We start from the raw sequence: 20,588 nt of genomic DNA on the forward strand, positions 1-20,588 counted from the left end.
TACAAATATATCTTAATAGTGTTGTTTAATAAAACAAACTTATTAACAACTTTTAAGCGTATTTTCTTTTTCTTAAATAGTTGAAAAGAATACCAAAAATAACCAAAATCAAAATAGGAAGTAAGGTGTTGATAAGCTGCCATGTTCCTTTCTCTTCTTGTGCCTTTTCATTGTTTAAGTAGGCTATAGCAACTTCTTTTGATCTTATGGACATAAGCCCAGTGTCATCCAGTAGATAGTTAATAGCGTTGATCAAAAATTCTTTATTGCCCAGAGTGTTTCCGGTCCAGCGATCAAAACCGAGTTCTTGAGGTTGGTTTCTAACAACATCATTTTTTATAATGTCACCATCTGCAATAACTATCAGCTTACAATCTGTGCATTCCTCGATGTAGTTTTCTGCTTCAAAAGGTCTGATTCTATTTTTATATGCTGAAGAAATTTCACCTTCAATTAAAACAGCCAAATTTTGAGGGCCAGAAGTATACGTATTTGGGTCTGGTTCTTCGGTTACGATATCTAAGCTTATGCTTTTAGGAACTCCTTGTAGTTTGGTTAATCTTGAACTTTGCAAAAGGATGGTCTTCTTAGCCTTATTCTTTAGAGTATCAATCTGACTAGCAAAATCGAACTTTACGAGTTCTATATTATTTGTAATCGAATGATTTGGATTACTTCCTGCTAATGGAGAATATGGCCATCTTAATGGTTGAAATTGTGCCTGACTACCTTCACCCATTGCCAACCAGATAGGCGCAGAATACATATCGTTTACAATAACAGGGTTGATACGTACACCATATTTAAAAAAGAAATCATTAAGATTTAAATCCCTTAGAATTGCAACTGAAGAATTCGAAGAATTTTGTAGGCTGTCTCTATCTATAACTACCGATTCTGTAAGCCATATGCTTTTTCCGCCGCTCATGGTATACTGATCTAATACTAGTTTTTCCTCTTCAGTAAAAGCTTCAGTAGGTTTTGCCGCAATGACAAGATCGTAAGTCTTTAAGAGTTTTAGTGTGCCATTAGGATTATTTGCAACACTATCTAATGTAAATGGTGCAATGTTATAATAAGGTCTTACTGATGTAATAAGATCGGCAATCTGTAAATCTTCTAGCTCGCCATTGCCTTTGAGTATGGCTATTTTCTTCTCTTTTGCCGCAGAAATTTTTCTAAACCCGTCTACAAAAGTGTATTCCAGATGTTGAATAGAATTAGTAATCTGCTCCTGCAATGTTGTGTTTAGACTTTTCTTTAGAAGTGGAATCTTAGTAATATTTCCTTGATAACTTGCAAAAGCCCACGGAAAGACCATCTCTTTAGAAACAGAATTATTAGTGGTTTCACTGCTGATGTAAGGTGTTAACCCGCTTTTGGTTAATTCTTCTACATTGCGATTTCGCGTATCTTCATCTTCTAAAGGATCGATATAGTTGATTTTGATAAGCTTATTTTGAAGTACAAACTCTTCAAGAAGTTGCTTGGTTTCTGAGCGTAAACGTCTAAAATCTGAAGATAAATTGCCTTCTAAGAATACATCAATAATTAGTGGAGACTCTAAGCTTTGTATAGTTTGCTTTGCAGATTCCGAAAGCGTGTATCGTTTATCCTGAGTAAGGTCGAATCGTTTGTAGACGTATTGTGATGCAATATTGATAAGGACCAATACAGCTATTGAAATGACGATATGTTTTATCAACGTATTTCTATTCATCTTCAAACACAATTTCTTCTTGATATTGTTCCAGCGCTACAGCCTTATTGTCTTCAAAAATTACAGTTAGGCATTCTTTATTTTCATTAAAAGCACCTGGAAGTAGTCCTAAACCATAATTCCACTTGTTATCATCATGGGCTTTAGCAGCTTCGTCCCAGCTCAGCCATTCAGCTTTGCCCAACAAACTGTCAATCTCTGTTTTAGATTTCCCAATAAGAAAATCGGTTTCCTTCATGTTTTTTATCATTTCATAGCGCAAACCAGGTTTAGCTTCCCATGCTTCGGCATTAAAACGCTTCTGATGATGAAAAGGCGTGATGATATTCAAAAATGGATAAAACATATAAAAATACACCAAAGGTGTAAGCACCAAGCTAATGAGAAACGTAAGCCATCTACGCTTGTCAATAGTTCTCACAAATAGGAATACCAAAACAAACACTAATATTAAAAAGACAACAAGAAGAGGCGTAATAATCATGTTATTGTTTTTGAATATTAAGTTTGGTTAGTATTATGAAAAAAGCAGAAATACTCAAGAAGTAAATTACATCTCTAGTATCCAAAACCCCTCTGCTCATACTGTTATAATGCGCATCCATTCCAAGTTGCTCTAAGTAAAGTGTATCTCCAAAGAGATTATAATTTGCAATGCCTTCAAACCCAAAATAGAAAAAGAAACAAATAAAAACGGCAATGATAAAAGCTACGATTTGGTTTTCAGAAAGTGTGGATGCAAATATCCCAATGGCAGTATAAGCCGTAATTAAAAATAATAAACCTAAGTACGACCCAATTGTGCTTCCTACATCTAAATTACCCACAGGATTACCAAGCTGCCAAATAGAATAGACATATAATAGTGTTGGAATTAAAGCCAACAACACTAAAACCAAAGCTCCAAAATACTTGCCTAGTACAATTTGTAAGTGAGAAACAGGCTGAGTTAATAATAGCTCTAAGGTACCTTGTTTCTTTTCATCCGAAAAACTACGCATCGTCACAGCCGGAACTAAGAATATTAATATCCATGGTGCAAGGAGGAAAAAGGCTGATAAGTCAGCAAACCCGTTATCCAAAATATTAAAGTTCCCTTTAAACACCCATAAGAATAAGCCATTCAAGACCAAAAACACTGCAATCACCAAATATCCTATTGGTGAGGCAAAGAAGGTGTTTATTTCTTTTTTTAGTATGGCTAGCATTGTTTAGGTGTTAGGGTAAAGGTCAAAGGTATTGGTTTTGTTCGTTTTTTAGTTAGTCATTATTGATCATTAATTCAGTGTAGTGATTTTATCTACACTCCAAGCTTCAGGTTTGGCATTAAACAAGGGTTTGGTTTTTGCCCAAACGGCCTTAAATAAATCCGAATGCCTATAGTTTTCTAAATCGTCTTCAGACCTCCAATAGCTGTATGTGAAAAAGATGTTGTCTTGTTGCTTAGCTCTATAGAGTTCTAAAAACTCACATCCTTCAAACGCTCTAATATTGTTTTTATTGGCCTCAAAGTTTTCAAGAAACGCATCTACATTGCTTGGCTCAAAGCTCATTTTTACGATTCTTACAAACATATTTAGGGTTTAAAGAAGTTAACGGTTATTGTATCTCTCATTTTCAACCCCATGAGACTAGACGCACTACCGACCGTCTCCATGTTACTTTTATACAAGGCAATCTCGAGATAATCAGATGAGTTAAACACTACCAAGCCTCGACCTTCATCATGGCGTTTATCTTCAGGAATATCAAAATTTATAATATCACTGTATTTGTTATGTATCGTTCTAAACTTATAATTCCTGGCAGAGATTTCATAAGGCCTAGTTTTCTGTATAGATTCAAAAAACTTACGCTTTATGTTCGTCACCACATTACCATAGTTGTCTATGTAAATAATATTCCCAATAATCTGGTTCTGCTCATCATTAACAAACGGGATGAGGTTTTTTATCGGTTTAATTTCTGTAATCACCTTGCCAATAACCTCAAGCGTTCCACCGCGAGCAATATGACAAGCTACCTTAACAAATACATCCAACACAGGAAAACTTGTTTCAATCTTATCATGGATATTAATCTCCACAATCTTTTCAGGAACAATCTCAGAACAAATCATGCTCATAATGCCATTATTGGCACAGACAAAATAATGATCGTCTAGCTTTACAGCGATGTGCTTGTTTTCCGGGCTTATTTCAGAATCGATTCCAATGATATGAATTGTCCCTTTCGGAAAGCTGCTGTATGCATTTTGGATGATATAAGCTGCTTCAGGAATACTAAAGGGAGATACCGAATGTGAAATATCAACAATTCTCACTTCGGGTAGTTCGCTGTAGATGGCGCCTTTTGTTGCGCCAGCAAAGTGATCTTTCTCTCCAAAATCAGTCGTTAGAGTAATGATTGCCATTAGCCGATTGTTGATATTTTTTGTTCTAAGCGGTTGTTATTTTCCGTAGATTTGTCTTGCACAAAACTAATAAAACGAAATCGATAATTTTAATAAATCAATCTAGCTTTTGAACGAACTTATCATAGAGCTTGAAGAAATTACTCCAAAAGAATTTTTCGGCGCACAAAACGTTAATATCGAACTCCTAAAAACCTATTTTCCTAAACTAAAAATTGTAGCCAGAGGCAATAAGATAAAAGCTTATGGTGATGAAGATCTCCTTGAAGAATTCGATACGAGGATGATGATGCTCATGAAGCATTTTGCCAAATACAATAAATTAGACGAAAATGTTATAGAGCGTGTGCTTACTAGCGCAAGTAGCGAGGACTATGCGACATCCGACAAAAGTGGAGAAGTCATTGTGCATGGCGTAGGAGGTAAGCTTATTAAAGCGCAAACAGCTAATCAACGCAAGTTGGTAGATGCTGTGAAGAAGAACGACATGGTATTTGCGATAGGTCCTGCAGGTACAGGAAAAACCTATACAGGAGTCGCCTTGGCAGTGCAAGCATTAAAACGCAAAGAAGTAAAACGTATCATCCTTACCCGTCCTGCTGTAGAAGCAGGTGAGAATCTAGGATTTTTACCAGGTGACCTGAAGGAAAAGTTAGATCCTTATATGCAACCACTTTACGATGCACTTCGTGATATGATTCCACATGAAAAACTGGAAACCTTTATCGAAAACGGAACTGTGCAAATTGCACCTTTAGCATTTATGCGTGGACGTACTTTGGATAATGCCTTTGTTATTTTGGACGAAGGGCAGAATACCACACATGCGCAGATGAAGATGTTCTTAACCAGAATGGGTAAAAACGCAAAGTTCCTACTTACAGGAGACCCTGGACAGATTGATCTTCCGCGACGCACTATTTCTGGGCTTAAGGAAGCATTACTTATTCTTAAAAACATTGAAGGTGTTGGTATTGTATTCTTGGATGATAAAGATGTGATTCGTCACAAACTTGTCAAGAAAGTTATTGCAGCATATAAGAGTATAGAGAATAGAGATTAGCAGAAAAGGCATTAGGAATTAGTATAATCTTATACGATCTGTTAACAAACTAATAAATCCTCGATTAAAAAAACGATTCAACAATAAATGAATACCATCACAGATACCAACTTTCAGTTTCCAAACCAAAAAAGTGTATACAAGGGCAAGGTAAGAGAGGTGTACAACATTAATGATGACCTATTGGTAATGATCGCCACAGACCGTCTAAGTGCATTCGATGTGGTAATGCCAAAGGGAATTCCTTATAAGGGACAGATTCTCAATCAAATTGCTACGAAAATGATGAAGGATACTGAAGATTTAGTGCCAAATTGGTTAATGGCTACGCCAGATCCAAACGTAGCGGTTGGTCATCAGTGCGAGCCTTTTAAAGTAGAGATGGTTATCCGCGGATATATGTCTGGACATGCTGCACGAGAATACAAAGCAGGTAAACGATTGCTTTGTGGTGTGTCAATGCCAGAAGGCATGAAAGAAAATGACAAGTTCCCAGAACCTATTATAACACCAGCAACTAAAGCCGAAAAAGGTGACCACGATGAAGACATCTCTAGGGAAGAAATTCTTAGCCGAGGTATAGTGTCCGAAGAAGATTATGTCGTGTTAGAAGATTATACGCGTAAGTTGTTTCAACGAGGTACAGAGATTGCTGCTAAGCGTGGATTAATCTTAGTAGATACCAAATATGAGTTTGGAAAAACCAAGGATGGTAGGATTGTGTTAATAGACGAAATCCATACGCCAGACTCTTCGCGTTATTTTTATGCAGAAGGCTATCAAGAACGACAAAATAGAGGAGAAGCACAGAAACAACTATCTAAAGAGTTTGTGCGTCAATGGTTAATAAGCAATGGTTTTCAAGGATTAGAAGGGCAAACAGTCCCGGAAATGTCCGAAGACTATATTACCTCTGTTAGCGACCGCTATATAGAACTCTACGAAAATATTACTGGAGAGTCTTTTGAAAAAGCAGATTTATCAAATATTCAACAGCGTATTGAGCAAAATGTTTTGGAGTATTTGAGTTAAGTGATTTAATTACTAACGATTGTTACTTACTTTACAGAGTTCTCTTCTATTTATGCGCTTTATTTTTTAGGTATAATATTAGAGAGAAGAGATTATTTACATACCACTAGTTTTTATTTTGTAATATTATTTTTATTTCCTTCATTTGGGCTTAACAATATAATGTCAGTATATGCTCAATAACCAAATTACTCATCTTAAAAGAATCATTTTTTTTACCCTGTTTTTTAGTGGGTTATTTTCTGTTTATGCCCAAAAAAATTCTCAAGTTTGGGAGTTATTACTCAATAATGAAAGAGAGAAGGCTCTGATGTTAGTAAATAAACTAAACACCACTGATGATATTGAAAATTTAATGTTGAAGAAGCTCATCCAAATGGATAATGGAATTATGCAGAGTGATTCAGATTTTATAAATGAGATTTCTAATTACCCTGATTATGAGAACTATTTATTTTCAAATTGGATGATGCCTTACTTTTTTAATGATTATATAGAGAACGGGTTCGATGAAAAAGGGTATTCATTGCCTCATTTAATTAATGCACCAAATGTAGCCAACACAACAGTTAAAAATGGGCTTTATTACTTGCAAGCCATAACCAAGAGACATCAAAGAAAGTGGAAAGATTATTTTCAAATTATAATGAATATTAATGCTATAAGAGATTGGGAATTTTGTGGTGTTTTTGAAAACTTAAATTCAAGTGGTATTGATATGCCCTATGCTCCTGAGAAGGAGGTAAGCAATAATGTTATATTTGATGCTCAAAGTAAAGGAGATGTAAAATGGTATAAGCATAATTCTAGCAAAGAAGCTTATAATTTTTATAGCAACCACTCTGAGTTCGGTTCAGGAGTGCATTATGCACAAACATTTATAGAGTCTCCAAAGGATCAGAGAATTCTATTAAGATTAGGGAAAAATGGGCTCATTAAAGTTTGGTTGAATGATGTGTTAGTAGTTGACCAAGATAATAAGTACATAACAGAATTAGATGCATATACTTATATGGTTAATCTTCGAAAAGGTGTTAATAGAATCCTTGTGAAATCTGCCACAGGAGGAGAAACACCTTATTTTATTATTCGTTTGGAAGATATGAATGGAAATCCACTTACCAACTACAAAACTTCTTTTGCAAATAGAAACTACTTAAAATGTAATGAGGAAGAAATCGATCCAGTATACATGCCTCATAGTGTAGAGGCTTTTTTTGAAAGTAAGTATAATGATGCAAGTAGCGATGTTAACCTTACTAAGTTTTGTTTATTTCTTGCCTACAAAAGAAATGGACGCTTAGACAAAGCTTTTGAGCTTTTGAATAATTGGGCTGATGAGTATCCAAAAAGCTCATTCATTAAATCTTGTTTAATTCAATGTTATACAGTATCAGGCGATGAAGATTCACTCAATAAACTTCAAGATAATATTATTCGATTAGATCCAGATTACTATATATCCTCTCTGTTAAAGTTTGAAAATTTTGATGATTTGCTAAGTCTCGATATTCAGAGTTATGAAAATGAACTTAATAAAATAGGTAATTCTATAGATTATAGTTATATAAAGACAGCGGCTGAGTTGATGATTTTATTACGTAAAAATGATAGACTGAAAATGAGGGAAAAACTAGATGAACTTATGGCGGACAAAACCATGCCAAGTAGTGTCAAGCCAATCTTTGCAGAGTTTTATTCAGATATGTTTAACGATGATAATGCGGCAATCAATGTGTTAGAGGCGATAAATAGTGCAGAATATGATTGGCAAGTCATTCAGTATTTAGTGCATTATTATAAGAAGCAAAATAGGATAGAAGAAGCAATAAATTTATATGTAAACGCATTGCAGCATATTGATAATGAAAACAATCTACATTATCAATTAATCAATCTTCTTCATGATGTAGGGCAGTTTGAGCGATCTCTACCATACATAAATATGGCATTAGAAAATTACCCCAATTCTTATTCGTTTACTAAATTCAAAGCTGAGGCTTATGTGCAATTAAACAAAAAACAAGAGGCTATAAAATTGTATGAAACTGCTCTAAAGAGGTCACCCTCAGATAAAAGCTTAAGATTTAAAATAAATGATTTAAAAGGAGCCAAAAATCCACTTAATGATTTTCATTTAGATAATGGCTATGATTATATTAACAAACATAGGAAGACTATTGGGCAGAATAATTATGGGATAAATATACTTCTAAATCAAACCGATATTTTGGCATACAAAGAAGGAGGGGGAGAATATAAGAAGACTTTAATTTATGAGATTACGTCTCAAAATGGCATTGATATATTTAAAGAATACAATTTAGGACTTTATGGAGATTATGTTATACATAAGTCTGAAATTGTAAAACCCAATGGAGATACTGTCCCTGCTGATCGCAAGGGAGCTAATTTGGTATTCGATGGTTTGGAGTTTGGCGATGTTATATATGTAGATTATGAAGCTAAGTATACAAAAGGAGGTAGATTTTATAATGATTATGTTCTCAATCATGGCTTTACGAGCTACCATCCATCAGTTAAGAATATTTATAGGCTCTTAACTCATGATAAACATGTTAATCAAACTGTTACTAATGGTAAGGTAGAATACAATAGTTATAAAAAAGGGGAAATATATGTTCATGAATGGTTTTTGAATAATACACCTTCAATACCTTTGTCAGAGGATTATATGCCACCTTTTACAGATGTGACTACAAAACTGCACGTAAGTTCGATTGAATCATGGGATCAAATAGCGGTTTGGTACTCAGATATAGTACGATATCAATTAAAAGAGGACCAAATTGTTAAAGAAGCATTTAAAACGATATTTCCTGATGGTTATAAACATCTGTCTGAAACTGAAAGGGCAAAAAAAATATATTATTATATCACAAATAATTTTAATTATAGCCATGTTAGTTTTAGGCAAAGTGGATTTGTCCCTCAAAAACCTTCAAAAACAATAAAAACCTTTTTAGGTGATTGTAAAGACTTTTCCTCTTTATATCTTGTCTTGGCAAGAAAAGCTGAATTAAAGACTAATTTGGTATTGATATTAACCTCTGAATATGGTAAGAATGATCTCGTGCTCCCAAGCTCAGACTTTAATCACTGCATAGTCAAAGTTAATATGGATAATGTAGAACAGTATTTGGAATTGACAGATAAATATCTACCGTTCAAATCCTTACCTATGAGCCTAAGAGAAGCTGTCGCTCTGGAAATCCCTTATGATAGTAAGGACAAAATTTCCACTGATTTGATCACACTCTATAATGAAGAAAGAAAAAAAGCAGAATTTGATAGCGAGTGTATTATAAATATGGGTGAGAATGTTGCAAACTTAGAATTGAACAGTAAAGTTTCGGGTCATTTAGCCTCTTATTATATAGAGATATTCAAAAATGAAAAAGAGAAATTACTTGAAGAAACTGTGCAGCAAGAGATTTCTAATAGGTCAAATCATAATATAAAGTTAGAAAGTATTTTAAGTTTTAATCATGATGAAGATAAAGGTGAGATTGATTTTAGAACAAGACTTACTGTTGATTTAAAAATTAATGAAGTAGGTGACATTTTTACTTTTATCGCTCCGTTGTTTCTTAATCCTTATAATGAGTCTATTATTCAGGATGAAGAGAGATCTTACCCAATCGATTATAAACAATATGAGAATTCTGATGCGTATAATGAAAGTGTAATTATTAAACTTGAGGAGGGCCAGAAATTTATTGACATACCCAACAATTTAGATTTTAATTTTAAGAATCATACCTTTTCGATAAAATATGAATTGAGGAAATTAAACGAATTAAAAATCTATATATATTCTACTGTGAATTCAGAATCTATATCTCCTAAAGAGTATTTAGAGTTCAAGGAATATGTGAGGAATGTGCTAAATACAAGAGAAGCATTAATTAAATTTAAAACCATATAGAGTAATCAAACAGTAACTTAATGTTAAGCTACTGTTTGATTTGGAAAAAGATTTTTTAGAGAATCTATAATCAGCGTATAATTAGATACTACCTCAAAATCACTTTTTGGGTTTTACGTTTAGTAGTGCTTGTCAACTCTACAATATAGATACCATCATCAAGTGTACTTACATTAATACTCTGTGTCATCGTTTGTGTTCTCAAATCACTTTCGACAACCATGCGTCCTTGAAGATCATATAGTTTGAAGCTTGTAGCTTCGGAAAGCAATCCATTTACCACAATCGTATTTTCAATATGATTTGTGTAGATGTTTAATGTTTCCAGCTCACCTTCAACTAGACTTAAAGCATCTTCTTCAAATCTTAAGAAGAAACGTCCTGTGCCATTCAAAGCCTCACTAGGTATTACTTGGTAAGCTTCTTCAGTTAGCAATGTAAAAGTATTGGTTTGAGTGTCTTCAAGATAAACATTTACAGTATTAGGTAATGTGGATTCAAGAATGTCAAAAGTCAATGTTTCATTTGCGTTTGCATTTACACCTAATGGTATAACAATGTTTGATAAATCATCACTGTGCAAAGCTTGTAACGCCAATGCAGAACCAGTATTGTTTTCTACTAAATGAGAATATAGAGCAAACGAAGGAGGTGTTTCATTCCAAATCGTTGCATCATAACCAGGATCGAGGCTTAATGACGCATTTTCATTAAAATAGAAATCAGTGCTATAGTTACTATTGTTGCTGCTAGCATTCAACTTTAAATATACTGGTGCTCCAGATCTGCCGACAATAAAGTCATCATCTGTTCCAGTAGTTCTCATGCTTGGCGTAAACGTTATGTTTCCGGAGTTTTCAGCCTGAATAAAGAATCCTTGACCAGGAGTAATTATAGTTGAAGCACTTATAGTGGCTAGATTATAGATTGTCCAGCCATCTGCAAATGTACCATCATAGCCGTAAATTCCGATAGCACTTTCATTGATTAAGCCTGAATTGATAAGATCGTTTAAGAAGTCTTGAACTTTGAGGTAGCTAGGGTATGGATTCCCAATAAGGTACCAGTCATTATTTGCAGAAGCGTCAACAGGAACACTAACAGTTCCAGTTTCTACAGTTCCTGTAAATGTATAAGTACTATTGTTAGTAGAACCAGTACGATATCCAACACCAGCAGTTAATGTACTAGCATCATTTGAAGGTGTGTAGTTTACAAATTCTTCTGAGTTGTTGTCGAAAGGCCCAAACAAGAATGCTTGATTGCCTCCAATTGTACCAGATAAGATATTTGGATTAGCTGCTCGGAAACTTCCAAAGTTTTGCCCAGTTAAAGGAGGGCTTAAAAGATCGTTATTTGCAGTTCCTGTGCCAGACCCTGCAGCAATATTTACATGGCGTTTGTACTCAACATCACCGACAATGGTTCCATCTAAGATTAAGCTAGAGTAACTTGTAGAGGTAGATTCTAGTATCATTCTAGAGCCAGTATTTAGAGTCACTCCGCTATTTACGGTCAGTCCAGCACCAGCATTTACAGTAATGGAGTTACAATCTGTGTTAGCGGTAATCGTCGCGTTACCAGCTTCGATAACAATATCATTTGCTAGCGTAGAAACACCATTTGGATCACTAGGTAGCCAGCCATTATTATAAGTATATGCAGTAGAAGGTAAGATGGTTATCGTATAATCTTCTATTTCTCCATCACCTGAACCTTCACATGGGCCTGCAACTTGTTCAAATCCAGGAGCAAAATACTCGCTATGTACTCGCATACGGGTATCTCCTAAATCAGCATCATTTGGAACAGTAATTGTTAATGGGCTATTTGAGGATGGTCCATCATCATCAAAAGTACTACCTAGATTATAGGCTTCATTAGCATCGTCGAAATCACCATCTCTATTCCAGTCTATCCAAACAAAACAAAACGTCTCAAAAGCACCATCCGTGTTGAGGTTGACAGTCAAATCTTCTGAAGCACCTCTTGTCATGCTCGTCGATTGTGCTGTAAAATCATCGTATCCAGAACCTTGACCAGTCGCATTGTTAATACTTCCAAAGTTTACAAGTGTAATGGAGGTTTCAAATGTTGTATCTCCTGTAACGCTACAGTAATCTGTATTAATGCTAATGGAAGTTCCAGAACTCCAGTTTGTACCTTTTCGTGTAAAAATGGTGAAGTGATATGTGCTTCCAATTCCAATGTTGGTAACAGTAGTGTTATTGTCTATTCCTTTGAATACAACATATTCATCGGTTACAATTTCTGTTCCGAAGCCAAATGAAGCATTGCCAATATAAGAAACACCATCTCCTGTAGGGACAACAGTAACTGCACTTCCATCTTTAGCTACGATAAGTACTTCATCATAACAAGTACCTAAAGCCCATTGTAAATCAACTGATCCATCGATGTAATTAGCTGTAAGATTGGTGACGTTATCTGGAGTAGAACAATTTGGTAATTCTGCAATAGAAACATCATCAATGTACCAGTTATCACCATCATTTTGTTCCATTACAAATGCTATGTAGACTACACCAGAATACGCAGATAAATCGATTACTTTTTCATTAAAAACGATTCCCATTTGAGTTTCGTCATAAGTCTCTAGCACTGTAAAACTTGAAATATCTGTGGCAGATGTTTGAGAAATTCTAACAGTATACTCAGTGCCATAGTCAAAAGAGAATTGCTCTCGTCCAAAGAAGCGTAATTGAGTAGGGTTAGTGCCTAAGTCTATGGCAGGTGTCACTAACCAATCTTCGGCATTACCTCCTGTAACAGCTTCAAACTCTACGAATGCAGATGTGGTTCCACTGTTTGCAAACGTTGTTGAAGATGTCCAATCATTAGTTGAGCCTAAATCGTTAGTACCTCTAAAACTTGTCCAGCAGTTAGGAGGGAAGAAGCCACTTTCAAAATCTTCTGAGAAAGGTAATGAGAATGTTGTACAGGGTGCAAAGCCTACAACTTCAATATTATCTAATCGTTGACGTTCGTTACCAGAACCATTTTCCATTCTTACCCTTAGCTCGAGGGTAGAACCGCTTAGTCCAGTTTGAGAAGCTACAAAGGGGTCGTAGTCATTAGAAACACTGCCATTAGTGGATGCTTCTGTCCAAGCTCCACCATCAATTCTGTATTCTATAGTCACTGTGTCTCCATTTTCGAGAGTATCGTTACCGAGTCCACCATTTTCAGAAATGTCCATTGAAAAATCAACACTTGTATAGGTTGAGATATCTATAGATGGTGAAAACCAAATGGCTTCACCATCTAAATCTCTACCTTCTAAGCGTTCACTACCAGCGACATTTACAACTTGGAACCAATCGTTGGTGTTTTGTAGATTGACATCATCGACATTAACAGACCAAGTGACGTCAGTAAGATCAATAGTAGGGCTGCTGCCTCCAGGGCCAATTGCGCCTTTACCGGCTTGTCCAGTAAAATCTTCAGAATAGATAGTAGTTTGGGAAAAAGAAAGAAATTGAAATAATAGCATTAGTGCTATCGAAAAGGTTTGTTTCATAGCATAGGTTTTTCTTTGTTAAAAATATCTTGGATATTTCCCTCACACCATAAGCAGAAGCACGTATTTAATCAGTGCTAGTACTTAGAGGAAAACATCACAACTTAGCAATCAATTAATAGTAATTTCTTGGTTCGAATAATTGTAAAAAACTTACAGAGTATCCTTACTTTGATTATATTACTTGAGACACAAATAAAAGAAAAAGTCACAGTATACTTAGAGTCAATCGATTAACTGTGGTTTTTTTCTTTAAAATTTAATCCGTAGTAATTTTCCTAACGCTATTAGACTGAATTTTGGAAAGAATGCCTTAATATTTATGTTCTGATTTTCAATTTTATTTTCCTTTCTATCTAGTTTTAGCTACTTCTTAAAGAACCGTTAATTAACATTAACTATCATTCCTTTAACATCATCCTAACAACTGATGCTTTCATTTGTCTCTAACTTTAAGACATAACCGATTAAATACTTTCAAACATGAAAACCATTACCAAAATGTTTTTAGGCTTGTCACTTCTACTATGTGTCAATGCCTATGCACAACTCAACACGCCTCGTGGTAGCCAAATGGCAACCGTATCACAGCGTGTAGGAACCACAGACATTAGCATTACGTATTCCAGGCCAAGCGTCAATGGACGAGCAATTTGGGGTAGTCTGGTGCCTTATGGATTAAACAATCTAGGCTTTGGAACCTCTACAGCAGCGCCTTGGAGAGCAGGTGCTAATGAGAACACGACAATTACTTTTACTGATGATGTTAAGGTAGAAGGGAAACCATTAAAGGCTGGAACTTATGGATTACACTTCGAAGTGAAAGCAGATAATACAGCTACATTAATTTTATCGAATGACAGTGATTCGTGGGGAAGTTATTTTTATGAGCCAGCTAACGATGCCTTAAAAGCTAATGTTGCCATGAAGGATGTTCCTCATAAAGAGCTCTTAACTTACGAGTTTAATACTGTTAATGCTAATTCTGCAGTAGCTTCACTTGTATGGGAAAAGAAAGAGATTCCATTCAATATTGAAGTAGATGTAGCTAACGTAGTGCTTACTGATATTAGAGCTAAATTAAAAGGACAACAGGGCTTTAACCGACAAAATTGGGAGCAAGCAGCAACTTTTGCTTTAAATAATGGAGGCGATCTTAATGAAGCCTTAGGCTGGGTAGATAGTGCAATAGCAGGGCAATTCTTTAGCCAGAAGACATTCAATAATTTAGCAATTAAAGCTCAAATTCTAAGTCAGTTAGGTAAAACAGATGAAGCTACAGCTGTTATGGATGAAGCTTTACCAATGGCTACGATTCTTCAAGTACATCAATATGGAAGAACTTTAATAGCTAACGGACAAGTGGATAAAGCTTTTGAAGTTTTTGAAATGAATGCTGAAAAGAATAAAGGACAATGGCCAGTACATTATGGAATGGCTAGAGCATATTCTGCAAAAGGAGATTACAAGGTTGCGTTAAAACATTTAGAGAAAGCTTTAGCTAATGCGCCAAATGATGCAAGTAGAGGTAGAGTGCAGGCAAACATTGATAAGCTTAAAAAAGGAGAGGATATAAATTAATCTAAAATATTCATCAGCAAAACACGTTCAGTTGTGTTTCGAAAGGTCTGGTTGTAGTTGGTGCCAGACCTTTTTTTATTGTAATTCGTTTAAGAAGTTGAGAACAACATTCCATTGTTTGGATGTGCTTCCTTCGACTCTGTCTTTTACTAGCATAGAAGAACCGTGTACTCCATTTTCGGCAACATAAGTCTTATGTCCAGAATCTTTAGCTAAACTGATTTGCTGAACGGAACGATCGCGTTGCATTTCACTTTTAGGTCTTAGTAATAAAAGCGGAAGCTTCAGTGTTTTAAAATAATTATCGGCTCTGCATTCTGCTAATTGATCTCCAGAAGCTGGCGAAAAGGCAAGTACACCATCTAATTTATTTGGATTGTTATTTGCAAGCTTCACAGCTAAAGATGCACTATAACTGCTTCCCCAGGCAATTCGTTTACCATTATAACCATTTTCAACAAGGTAATCTAACGTGGCTTCCATGTCTGGATATGCATCACAATAGTTATAACCTCGTTTTTCCAGACGCGCTACAGTTCTGTTGTGTCCACCATAGAAATAAGAACCGCCAACTCTTTGGTCTATTGAGAGTACATTATAACCTTCATTGTTTAATTTTGGAATGATGGTTTTGTACTCAGCTCTTGAGTTAGAACCACCTTGATGAAAGAGTAGTATTGTTGGAGATTTTTTGTCAATGGTATATAAATCTCCAAACACCTTGATGCTATCTTTTGTAACGATAGTGACTTCTTCATGCTTTATTTTATGATAAATCCTTTGATGTGTTAATGCCCAATTTTCACCATAGTCTGTAGATAGAAATGAAGAAAATTCAAATGTGCTTTCATCTTTGAACTCAAGCTTGTATTTAGATTGTAATCGTTTCTTTTGAATATCTCGATACCAATATAATGTCATTTTAGAGTCTTCAACTGTTCCATTTAATATTGAAAAACTACCATGTTCAGAATCTAATGCAGACATTTGAACACGACTAGAATCTGATCCCGTAATCACAACTTCGCGCGCATAGACTTTATTTCTATAAGTTCCTCTATATGATTCTTTAATGCCACAGCCTTCAATAGATTGAGTAATTGTTGAAGTACCGTAATTAGATTCGTAAACACCTGGAGAAGTCCTGTCTTTAGTAATTACACGCCAGTTACCCAGAGTTTTTTCTAGAAACGTATTAGCAGAATTTTCACAAGTATACTTTTCGTTGTTGCTTTGTGCAATGAGAGAAGTAGCAAACAAAATCATTATACAAGTAACCAATGGTTTTAGCGAAGATGAATGAGAAGATTTCATGATGGTTAATTTAGTTAGTACACTAAAGTTATAGGCAATATCTTTTCAAGGCACATGCTTTTAGAGAAGTTTAACAGAGAATGATGTTAAATATAACGGGTTAACTAATGTAGTTCCACATATTCTTGTACTTACTTAGTTGTTTGTAAGTATTGAGTATGGTTCTATTTTCGGGATAGGATAGGGAAGGATCTTTTTTTAGTAGCTGCTGCGCACAGTAACGAGCATGTTGTAAGATATCTTTATCTTTAACAATGTTGGCGATCTTAAGATTTAGAACACCGCTTTGTTGAGTGCCCATGATATCTCCAGGCCCTCTGAGTTTTAAATCAACTTCAGCGATTTCGAAACCATCATTAGATGACACCATAGTTTGCAAGCGGGTTTTACTATCGTTAGAGAGTTTATGGCTAGTCATAAGGATACAGTAACTCTGTTCTGCACCACGACCAACGCGACCACGTAACTGATGCAGCTGTGATAAACCAAAACGTTCAGCACTTTCAATAATCATTACGGAAGCATTTGGAACATTGACACCAACTTCTATAACTGTAGTAGCAACCATAATCTGTGTTTCGCCTTTTATGAAACGTTGCATTTCATAATCTTTGTCTTCGGATTTCATTTTTCCGTGAACAATGGAGATTTGGTATTCTGGTTGAGGAAAATCTCTAGAGATGCTTTCATAACCATCCATCAAATCTTTATAATCCATTTTTTCACTTTCCTGGATTAAAGGATAGACAATATAGATTTGTCTTCCTTTAGAAATTTCGTCCTTAATAAACCTAAAAACCTTGAGTCGATTATTGTCAAATCTATGGACCGTTTTTATCGGTTTTCTACCTGCTGGTAATTCATCAATTATAGAGATATCTAGGTCGCCATAAACAGACATTGCTAAGGTTCTTGGAATTGGTGTTGCGGTCATCACCAAGATGTGCGGAGGAGAGGTATTTTTTTTCCAAAGTTTGCTTCTTTGTGCTACTCCAAATCGATGTTGCTCATCAATAATTGCGAGCCCTAAATTTTTAAATTTTACCTTATCTTCGAGCAGGGCGTGAGTGCCAATTAGTATCTGAATTGCTCCATTTTCGAGATTTTCATGGATTTCTTTACGTTTTGAAGCTTTAGTTGAACCCGTAAGTAATTCTATTCTGATATTCAATAAATTAGATAACTCTAATAATCCATTATAGTGTTGAACTGACAAAATTTCAGTTGGGGCCATTAGACAGCATTGAAAATCGTTGTCAATCCCTATGAGCATTGACATGAAGGCAACTATGGTTTTTCCAGAGCCTACATCACCTTGCAAAAGTCGATTCATTTGAGCGTTGCTTCCAAAGTCGTGTCGAATTTCTTTCAAGACACGTTTCTGTGCATTGGTTAATTCGAATGGTAAATGGTGTTTGTAAAACGTATTGAAGTAGTCGCTTACTTTTTCAAAAACGAAACCTTTAATTTTAGATTTATGAATGATATTTTTCAGAATTAATTGCAATTGAATGTAAAATAATTCTTCAAATTTTAGTCGAAATTGTGCCTTAGAAAGTAGCTCGGAATTCTTAGGAAAATGAACATTAAAAAGTGCCTCAGATTTGGGGATTAATTTTTCAGAATTCAACAAATCTTCAGAAAGTGTTTCAGCAAATTTTCCTTTGGTTTCTAAAAAGAGATTTTGCATTATTTTGCTGATGACTCTATTGGTAATTCCTTTATTAGATAATTTTTCGGTGGAAGGATAAATGGCTTGCATAGCCGAACGCAAGTTTTTTTTATGTTCTTCTAGCAATTCTAACTCAGGATGCGGCATATTAAAAAGTCCGTTGTAGAGATTCACTCTACCAAAAATGACATAAGGCGTATTGAATTTCAAGCTGTCTTTGATCCACTTTTGACCACGAAACCAAACGAGTTCCATAAAACCACTTTCATCTTTAAATGTTGCCACTAGACGCTTTCCGCGCTTTTGAGCCACTACTTTTAGTGCAGTTATTTCGCCAACAATCTGTACTTCAGCATTTGTTTGCTGTAGCTGATTGATTTTATAGTACTGTGTTCTGTCGATATATCTATTGGGAAATAAATTGATGAGATCTTGATAAGTATGAATACCTAACTCCTTTCGCAACAGGTCTGCACGATTGGGACCAACGCCTTTGAGGTAGTCTATTGGTGTCTGAAGGTTAGTACTCATATTGTTAAATTGACAGAAGCTTAATAGTTTCTTTTGAAAATCACTAAATTGCGGATTGCTAATTTAAAACCAATTTATGAAACCGCTTATCAAAAATAGAATTGCTATTCTATTTGCCCTTTTTTCTTTCATTGTTTTTATCAACTGTAGTAGTGACAGTAATCCTGGACCAAGCCCAACACCATCTATTGCCATTACTGGATCTATAGCTCCTTTTGGAGAAGTAGATGCTCTAAGTCATTCGAGTTCTCAAAGCTTTCAGGTTTCTGGGAGTGACTTAACAGGAACCGTTACTGTAACTGCTAGTGATAACTTTCAAGTATCTCTAAATGATACGAGTTTTAGTGGAAATGTGTCAATATCTTCAAGTGATGTTAACTCTGGGAATACTACTGTTTATGTTAGGTTTTCACCTACTGCCGAAGCATTAGGATTTATAACAGGAACAGTTAGTATACAAAGTTCTGGAGCTACAACAGCAACATTAAATGTGAACGGTGTGGCATTGAGCATTGAGCCTGCAATACTTGTTAATAATAACAGTCTTAGTTTTGAAGATACTCAAGTTTCGAATACTTCAGCGTCTACAGCGATAACTGTTGACGGAAATAACCTCGAGTCTGGAATACAGATTGATGTTAGTGAAGGCTTTGAAATCTCTAGCGATGATATGGCTTTTAGTAATTCAATGAGTATTACTGCAGAAAACGCCAATGATGTCAATACAATTTATGTGAGATTCGCACCTACAACAGCAGCAGAAACTAATGGAACCATTACAATTCAAAGTAACGGAGCAGAGACTGTAGAGGTAGCCTTAAGTGGACTTGGTTTACCAATTATACATAATTACCAAACGTATGTTGATCAACCATTAGGCTTTGGTGGAGGATTTAACCAGTCTGCTGAGCAGACATTTACATTGCATTCCGATGTATCCAATATTGAGCAAATTAAGATGTACCTTCAAATAGATTGTCCTGGTACAGGTTGTGATGATTGGGATAGATATGCCAACATAATGATAAAAGATCCTGACTCTAATACTTGGTACGAGATTGGAAGATACATTACGCCTTACTGGGTTGGTACGCAACTCTTAGAGAGAGGTTTAGAGTTTGATGTTACTGATTTTAAATCATTACTCACAGGCAGTGTTGAAATCAGGATTTTTATTGAAAACTGGACAGCTAAAGCGGATTTAGTTTCTATAGATTTTGATTATATAGAAGGTGAGCCAGATTATCCATACTATGCAATTGCTGATGTAATGCAGTACAATGGTAACTCTCTGCAAGGAGTTCCTTATGGGGTTTCTCATGCTTTCGATTTGGATAGAACTGTTTCTATCCCTGCTAATGCTGAAAGCACTCATTTGAGAACTGTTATTTCTGGATGGGGACATGCAACACCGACAGATGCTGATGGAAGACCTTGCGCTGAATGGTGCTTTAGAACACACGATGTCATTATTAATGGTGGAAATATGTTTCAGCACAATATGGGGCCAATAGGTTGTGCTGCTAATCCGATAAGCAATCAAAACCCGGGTAACTGGCAACCTAATAGAGCTGGTTGGTGTCCTGGAATGGTGGTTCCTTATCGTATCGATGAGTTCTCTACATCTATGGCAGGAGGTAATTTTACCTTTGAATATGATTTTGAAGATTGGACTTCAGATGGTGGTAATGGCGATGCATACTATGCCATTTCTACATTTGTTGTCGTGAAGAGTAGCACACCAATTGATAAACCTACGGTGATGAATTAAT

The 20,588-nt window shown here is 35.5% G+C and carries 13 protein-coding genes; 5 read left to right on the plus strand and 8 right to left on the minus strand.

Annotated elements, in window-relative coordinates:
* Nucleotides 1–52: 52 nt before the first annotated feature.
* From gldG to NCE97_RS07395, 5 genes are all read right to left on the minus strand, one after another.
* On the minus strand, nt 53–1,720 hold the full coding sequence (gldG, locus tag NCE97_RS07375; protein WP_353778357.1) for a gliding motility-associated ABC transporter substrate-binding protein GldG: 1,668 nt from the start codon (nt 1,718–1,720) through the stop codon (nt 53–55).
* The gene (locus NCE97_RS07380; RefSeq protein ID WP_353778358.1) at nt 1,713–2,204 is read right to left on the minus strand and encodes a hypothetical protein; all 492 of its coding nucleotides are present in this window, start codon (nt 2,202–2,204) and stop codon (nt 1,713–1,715) included. The genes gldG and NCE97_RS07380 overlap by 8 nt, the downstream gene beginning before the upstream one ends.
* Before the next feature lies 1 nt (nt 2,205).
* Nucleotides 2,206–2,928, minus strand: coding sequence for a gliding motility-associated ABC transporter permease subunit GldF (gldF, locus tag NCE97_RS07385; RefSeq protein WP_353778359.1), 723 nt, complete (start codon nt 2,926–2,928; stop codon nt 2,206–2,208).
* A gap of 69 nt (nt 2,929–2,997) precedes the next feature.
* The gene (locus NCE97_RS07390; protein WP_353778360.1) at nt 2,998–3,294 is read right to left on the minus strand and encodes a putative quinol monooxygenase; all 297 of its coding nucleotides are present in this window, start codon (nt 3,292–3,294) and stop codon (nt 2,998–3,000) included.
* Nucleotides 3,295–3,296: 2 nt separating this feature from the next.
* Nucleotides 3,297–4,133 carry an SAM hydrolase/SAM-dependent halogenase family protein gene (locus NCE97_RS07395; protein ID WP_353778361.1) on the minus strand — a complete coding sequence of 279 codons (837 nt, stop codon included), beginning with the start codon at nt 4,131–4,133 and terminating at the stop codon, nt 3,297–3,299.
* Nucleotides 4,134–4,242: 109 nt separating this feature from the next.
* Here NCE97_RS07395 and NCE97_RS07400 point away from each other — a divergent pair, with 109 nt between their 5' ends.
* The 3 genes from NCE97_RS07400 (at nt 4,243) to NCE97_RS07410 (ending at nt 10,177) form a co-directional block, all read left to right on the plus strand.
* A complete protein-coding gene (locus tag NCE97_RS07400) occupies nt 4,243–5,196 on the plus strand; it encodes a PhoH family protein (RefSeq protein WP_353778362.1) in 954 nt (317 codons plus the stop codon).
* Between the two features lie 87 nt (nt 5,197–5,283).
* Complete coding sequence (locus tag NCE97_RS07405; protein ID WP_353778363.1) at nt 5,284–6,228, plus strand: phosphoribosylaminoimidazolesuccinocarboxamide synthase; 945 nt, start codon at nt 5,284–5,286, stop codon at nt 6,226–6,228.
* A gap of 310 nt (nt 6,229–6,538) precedes the next feature.
* The gene (locus tag NCE97_RS07410; protein ID WP_353778364.1) at nt 6,539–10,177 is read left to right on the plus strand and encodes a transglutaminase domain-containing protein; all 3,639 of its coding nucleotides are present in this window, start codon (nt 6,539–6,541) and stop codon (nt 10,175–10,177) included.
* 88 nt (nt 10,178–10,265) lie between these two features.
* Here NCE97_RS07410 and NCE97_RS07415 read toward each other — a convergent pair whose 3' ends face one another.
* Entirely contained in the window at nt 10,266–13,718 is a 3,453-nt protein-coding gene (locus tag NCE97_RS07415; protein WP_353778365.1) for a T9SS-dependent choice-of-anchor J family protein, read from the minus strand.
* A gap of 483 nt (nt 13,719–14,201) precedes the next feature.
* Between NCE97_RS07415 and NCE97_RS07420 the strand changes: the two genes are divergently transcribed.
* Entirely contained in the window at nt 14,202–15,299 is a 1,098-nt protein-coding gene (locus NCE97_RS07420; protein ID WP_353778366.1) for a DUF2911 domain-containing protein, read from the plus strand.
* Between the two features lie 75 nt (nt 15,300–15,374).
* Here NCE97_RS07420 and NCE97_RS07425 read toward each other — a convergent pair whose 3' ends face one another.
* Both NCE97_RS07425 and recG read right to left on the minus strand, forming a co-directional pair.
* Nucleotides 15,375–16,613: an alpha/beta hydrolase gene (locus NCE97_RS07425; RefSeq protein ID WP_353778367.1), complete on the minus strand. Its 1,239-nt coding sequence runs from the start codon at nt 16,611–16,613 to the stop codon at nt 15,375–15,377.
* Between the two features lie 100 nt (nt 16,614–16,713).
* Entirely contained in the window at nt 16,714–18,816 is a 2,103-nt protein-coding gene (recG, locus tag NCE97_RS07430) for an ATP-dependent DNA helicase RecG (RefSeq protein WP_353778368.1), read from the minus strand.
* Nucleotides 18,817–18,892: 76 nt separating this feature from the next.
* Between recG and NCE97_RS07435 the strand changes: the two genes are divergently transcribed.
* The gene (locus NCE97_RS07435; protein ID WP_353778369.1) at nt 18,893–20,587 is read left to right on the plus strand and encodes a peptide-N-glycosidase F-related protein; all 1,695 of its coding nucleotides are present in this window, start codon (nt 18,893–18,895) and stop codon (nt 20,585–20,587) included.
* The last annotated feature ends 1 nt before the right edge of the window (nt 20,588 follow it).

This window comes from Winogradskyella sp. 3972H.M.0a.05, from assembly GCF_040493455.1.
Taxonomy (GTDB): domain Bacteria; phylum Bacteroidota; class Bacteroidia; order Flavobacteriales; family Flavobacteriaceae; genus Microcosmobacter.

Excerpts from the sequence above, each read along its gene's own strand:
- recG (WP_353778368.1), bottom strand. The coding sequence starts at position 18,816 with ATGAGTACTAACCTTCAGACACCAATAGACTACCTCAAAGGCGTTGGT.
- NCE97_RS07405 (WP_353778363.1), top strand. The coding sequence starts at position 5,284 with ATGAATACCATCACAGATACCAACTTTCAGTTTCCAAACCAAAAAAGT.
- NCE97_RS07410 (WP_353778364.1), top strand. The coding sequence starts at position 6,539 with ATGTTAGTAAATAAACTAAACACCACTGATGATATTGAAAATTTAATG.
- NCE97_RS07380 (WP_353778358.1), bottom strand. The coding sequence starts at position 2,204 with ATGATTATTACGCCTCTTCTTGTTGTCTTTTTAATATTAGTGTTTGTT.
- NCE97_RS07390 (WP_353778360.1), bottom strand. The coding sequence starts at position 3,294 with ATGTTTGTAAGAATCGTAAAAATGAGCTTTGAGCCAAGCAATGTAGAT.
- NCE97_RS07395 (WP_353778361.1), bottom strand. The coding sequence starts at position 4,133 with ATGGCAATCATTACTCTAACGACTGATTTTGGAGAGAAAGATCACTTT.
- NCE97_RS07420 (WP_353778366.1), top strand. The coding sequence starts at position 14,202 with ATGAAAACCATTACCAAAATGTTTTTAGGCTTGTCACTTCTACTATGT.
- NCE97_RS07415 (WP_353778365.1), bottom strand. The coding sequence starts at position 13,718 with ATGAAACAAACCTTTTCGATAGCACTAATGCTATTATTTCAATTTCTT.
- gldG (WP_353778357.1), bottom strand. The coding sequence starts at position 1,720 with ATGAATAGAAATACGTTGATAAAACATATCGTCATTTCAATAGCTGTA.
- NCE97_RS07425 (WP_353778367.1), bottom strand. The coding sequence starts at position 16,613 with ATGAAATCTTCTCATTCATCTTCGCTAAAACCATTGGTTACTTGTATA.
- NCE97_RS07435 (WP_353778369.1), top strand. The coding sequence starts at position 18,893 with ATGAAACCGCTTATCAAAAATAGAATTGCTATTCTATTTGCCCTTTTT.
- gldF (WP_353778359.1), bottom strand. The coding sequence starts at position 2,928 with ATGCTAGCCATACTAAAAAAAGAAATAAACACCTTCTTTGCCTCACCA.